This is a genomic window from Amycolatopsis sp. NPDC059657 (assembly GCF_042734395.1).
In the GTDB taxonomy this organism is placed as follows: domain Bacteria; phylum Actinomycetota; class Actinomycetes; order Mycobacteriales; family Pseudonocardiaceae; genus Amycolatopsis.
On record NZ_JBHWEB010000248.1, the window covers coordinates 1 to 4,420 of the forward strand.

3 protein-coding genes are annotated in these 4,420 nt (G+C 68.0%); 1 reads left to right on the forward strand and 2 read right to left on the reverse strand.

Annotated features, from left to right (window positions below):
- Positions 1 to 147: 147 nt before the first annotated feature.
- Together groL and groES are read right to left on the reverse strand one after the other, a co-directional pair.
- A complete protein-coding gene (gene groL / locus ACFV15_RS47885) occupies positions 148 to 1,764 on the reverse strand; it encodes a chaperonin GroEL (RefSeq protein WP_378360160.1) in 1,617 nt (538 codons plus the stop codon).
- Positions 1,765 to 1,852: 88 nt separating this feature from the next.
- Positions 1,853 to 2,146, reverse strand: a complete 294-nt coding sequence (gene groES, locus ACFV15_RS47890; RefSeq protein WP_004559922.1) for a co-chaperone GroES — start codon at positions 2,144 to 2,146, stop codon at positions 1,853 to 1,855.
- Between the two features lie 358 nt (positions 2,147 to 2,504).
- Here groES and ACFV15_RS47895 point away from each other — a divergent pair, with 358 nt between their 5' ends.
- A complete protein-coding gene (locus tag ACFV15_RS47895) occupies positions 2,505 to 4,358 on the forward strand; it encodes an N-acetylmuramoyl-L-alanine amidase (RefSeq protein WP_378360161.1) in 1,854 nt (617 codons plus the stop codon).
- The last annotated feature ends 62 nt before the right edge of the window (positions 4,359 to 4,420 follow it).

Consider the following 4,420-nt stretch of genomic DNA (forward strand, 5'->3'; position numbering starts at 1 on the left):
CCCTCCCTGTTGGGTCCCGTGGGTTCGTTTTTTTTTAATCCCGACTGTGTTTGGCCGGTTTAGAACCGGCCGTACCACTCACGACCCCAAAGCGAAGGCCCCCTTTCCAAGCCTGGGCTCGGAAAGGGGGCCTTCGCGCGTTCTTACCTAGTGGGCGTGCCCGTGGCCGTGGCCACCGGCGCCCGCGTCCTCGGCGGGCTTTTCGACGATGGAGCTCTCCGTCGTCAGCACCAGCCTGGCGATGGACGCGGCGTTGGCCACCGCGGAGCGGGTGACCTTCACCGGGTCGACGATGCCGGCGGCCAGCAGGTCGACGAGCTCACCGGTGGCGGCGTTGAAGCCGTGCCCCCAGCTCTGCTCCTTGACCTTGTTGACGATGACGGCGCCTTCGTGGCCCGCGTTGGTCGCGATCCAGAACAGCGGCGCGGACAGCGCGTCACGCACGATGCGGACACCGGTCGCCTCGTCGCCGGTCAGGCCGAGGCCGTCTTCCAGCTCCTTGACCGCGTGCACCAGCGCCGAACCGCCACCGGGGACGATGCCCTCTTCGACGGCCGCCTTGGTCGCCGCGACGGCGTCCTCGATGCGGTGCTTGCGCTCGTTCAGCTCGGTCTCGGTCGCCGCGCCGACGCGGATGACCGCGACGCCGCCGCCGAGCTTCGCCAGCCGCTCCTGCAGCTTCTCGCGGTCCCAGTCGGAGTCGGTGTTCTCGATCTCCTTGCGGATCTGCGAAATGCGCGCGTCGGCGTCGGCCTTGGTGCCGCCGCCGTCGACGATCGTCGTCTCGTCCTTGGTGATGACGATGCGACGCGCGGTGCCCAGCGCGGACAGCGGGGTGTCGGCCAGCTTCTCGCCGATCTCGGTCGAGATGACCCGGCCGCCGGTGACGACCGCGAGGTCGTCCAGGAACGCCTTGCGACGGTCACCGAAGAACGGCGCCTTGACGGCGACCGCGGTGATCGTCTTGCGCAGCGAGTTCACCACGAGGGTGGACAGCGCCTCGCCGTCGACGTCCTCGGCGATGATCAGCAGCGGCTTCTTGGCCTCGACGACCTTCTCCAGCACCGGGAGCAGATCGGCCAGCGCCGAGATCTTCTCGCGGTGCAGCAGGATGAGGGCGTCCTCGAGGATCGCCTTCTGCTCCTCGGGGTTGGTCGCGAAGTGCGCCGACAGGAAACCCTTGTCGAACTGCACGCCCTCGGTGATCACGAGCTCGGTCGCCAGCGTCGACGACTCCTCGATGGTGATCACGCCGTCTTCGCCGACCCGCTCGACGGCCTCGCCGAGCAGTGCGCCGATGGCAGCGTCACGCGAGGTGACGGTGCCGACCTGTGCGATGTTGTCGCGGCCCTTGACCGGGGTGGCCTTGGCCTTGAGCACCTCGATGACCTTCGCCGCGGCGGCTTCGATGCCACGGCCGATCGAGGTCGGGTTCGCGCCGGCCGCGACGTTGCGCAGGCCGACCTTCACCAGGGACTGCGCCAGCACGGTAGCCGTGGTGGTGCCGTCACCGGCGACGTCGTTGGTCTTGGTCGCGACGCTCTTGGCGAGCTGCGCGCCCAGGTTCTCGAACGGGTCCTCGAGGTCGATCTCACGGGCGACCGTGACACCGTCGAGGGTGATGGTGGGGCCACCGAACTTCTTGTCCAGCACCACGTGGCGACCGCGCGGGCCGAGGGTGACCTTGACCGCGTCGGCGAGCTTGTTCACCCCGCGCTCCAGCGCGCGACGAGCGTCCTCGTCGAAACTGATCTGCTTAGCCACTTTTGACCTTTCAGGGCTTATGAAAGCGCAAACGCCCCGCACCCCGGCTTAAGCGGGGCCCGGGGCGTCATGCGCTTGGAGCGGGACGTCAGTTGATGACGGCCAGCACGTCGCGGGCGGACAGGATCAAGTAGTCCTCACCGTTGTACTTGACCTCGGTGCCGCCGTACTTGGAGTAGATGACGACGTCGCCGACGTTAACGTCGAGCGGGACACGGTTGCCCTTGTCGTCGATGCGGCCCGGGCCCACGGCCAGAACCTTGCCCTCCTGGGGCTTTTCCTTCGCGGTGTCGGGGATAACGAGACCGGAAGCGGTCGTCTCCTCGGCTTCGCTCGTCTGGACAACGATCTTGTCCTCGAGCGGCTTGATGTTGACGCTCACCGGGTTGACCTCCACGGGTCGTCGAAAGCGTTGGCAGGTTGATAACGACTCCTACCACCCCCGCCGTCGCGGGTGCCGGGGCTGTCGGTGCCGTGCGATTAGCACTCTAGCCACGAGAGTGCCAGCTTCGCAACCAGGGTCCACTTACGCCGGCCGAATTCGGCCGTGCACCACCTGACCGGCCGCTTTGCCCCGTGGAACGGCAACGCCACTTTCGCAACGCTCAACGTTGCGAAAGTGGCGTTCACTACATCCTGGCTCGATGCTACGGCCGGAGCCGAACCCTCGGTCGGGCCTTACCGGCGACGTGAGGTTGTTGTTAGGTTCTGTCCGCCGACTAGAGCTTGGGGGTTTCACCTTGGTCCGCAGATCATTCGCCGTGCTCACCAGCGCGGTACTCGCCGCAGGATTACTCGCCGCGCCCGCCGCGCAGGCGGCGCCGACGCGGCAGCAGGTTTTCGCCGATGCCGCCCAGGAGTTCGGGGTGCCGGAGAGCGTCCTGCTCGGCGTCTCCTACCTGGAGTCGCGGTGGGACACGAACGCAGGCACGCCCAGCACCGGCGCCGGGTACGGCCCGATGCATCTCACCGACCTCCGCACGGCGGGGACGCCTGGCACGCATCACGACGAAGGCACCGAGGACGCCCGCGGTGACGACGCCAGGCCCGCGCTGACGCCGCACGCGCCGACGACCGCCGCGCCGCCGGCTGGGCTGCAGACGATCGACGAGGCCGCGAAACTGATCGGGCAGGACGTCGCGACGCTGCGGTCCGACGCGACGCAGAACATCCGGGGCGGTGCCGCGCTGCTGGCGAGCTACCAGCGGAATCGGTCGGCCGCTCCCGCTGACTGGTACGACGCCATCGCGAAGTACGCGGGCGAGGACAACGACGCGTTCGCCGACGAGGTCTTCGAGACCATGGCGACCGGCGTCGCGCGTACCACCGATGACGGCCAGTACGTCCAGCTCAAGGCGACGCCCGGGGTGAAGCCGAAGGACAATGCGCCGACCGGGGTCGAATGTCCTCGCCGCGTCTCGTGTCTTTCGGTGCCCGCTCCCTACCAGGAGCTGCCGAAGAACGACTACGGCAACCACGACAAGGCGAACCGGCCGGAGAGCCAGAAGGTCACGCACATCGTCATCCACGACACCGAGGGCTACTGGGACACGGCGATGCAGCTGGTCCAGGACCCGACGTACGTGAGCTGGCACTACACGATCCGCTCCAGCGACGGCCAGATCGCGCAGCACGTGGCGACCAAGGACGTCGCGTGGCAGGCGGGCAACTGGTACATCAACTCGAAGTCGATCGGCATCGAGCACGAGGGCTTCGCGGCCAAGGGCACCTGGTACACCGAGGCGATGTACCGCGCGTCGTCGAAGCTGGTGCGCTACCTGGCCGGCAAGTACGACGTGCCGCTCGACCGGGCGCACATCATCGGGCACGACAACGTCCCCGGCACCACGCCCGCCACGATCCCCGGCATGCACTGGGACCCGGGCCCGTACTGGGACTGGTCGCACTACTTCGACCTGCTCGGCGCGCCGCTCAAGGGTTTCGGGCTGCCCGGCTCCTCACTGGTGACGATCACGCCTGACTTCGCGACGAACCAGCCCGCGTTCACGGGCTGCGAGAAGGCCGGGGTTCCTTGCCCGGCAAGGGGTTCCGGCGCCGTGATCCTGCGCACCGAGCCGCGCGCGGACGCACCGCTGCTCAAGGACATCGGCCTGCACCCGGACGGCTCGAACACCACCATGGGCGTCTCGGACACCGGCAGCCGCGTGACCACCGGCCAGAAGTACGCGGTGGCCGACCGCCAGGGTGACTGGACGGCCATCTGGTACCTCGGCCAGAAGGGCTGGTTCCTCAACCCGCGTGGCGCGCGCACGACGTCGCCGTCGCTCGGGCTGGTCGTCACCCCGAAGGCAGGGCTGGCCACGATTCCGGTCTACGGCAGGGCTTATCCCGAAGCCACGGCCTACCCGGCCGGGATCAAGCCGCAGGATGTCGTGCCGTTCCCGTACACGCTCGCGGCCGGCCAGAAGTACTCGGTCGCCGGGGTCGTCGGGTCGGAGTACTACTCGGCCGTCACCTTCGACCCGGCGAACCACGTCGTGGTCAAGGGGAAGACGAAGTACGTGCAAATCCAGTTCGGGCATCGCATCGCGTTCGTGAAGGCGGACGACGTGCGGTTCCTGCCTGCGTTTTAAGGGCTCGTGAGCGTTGGGGGGGGGGGTGGGCGCCCCCCACCCCAACCGGAAAGACACGGGGT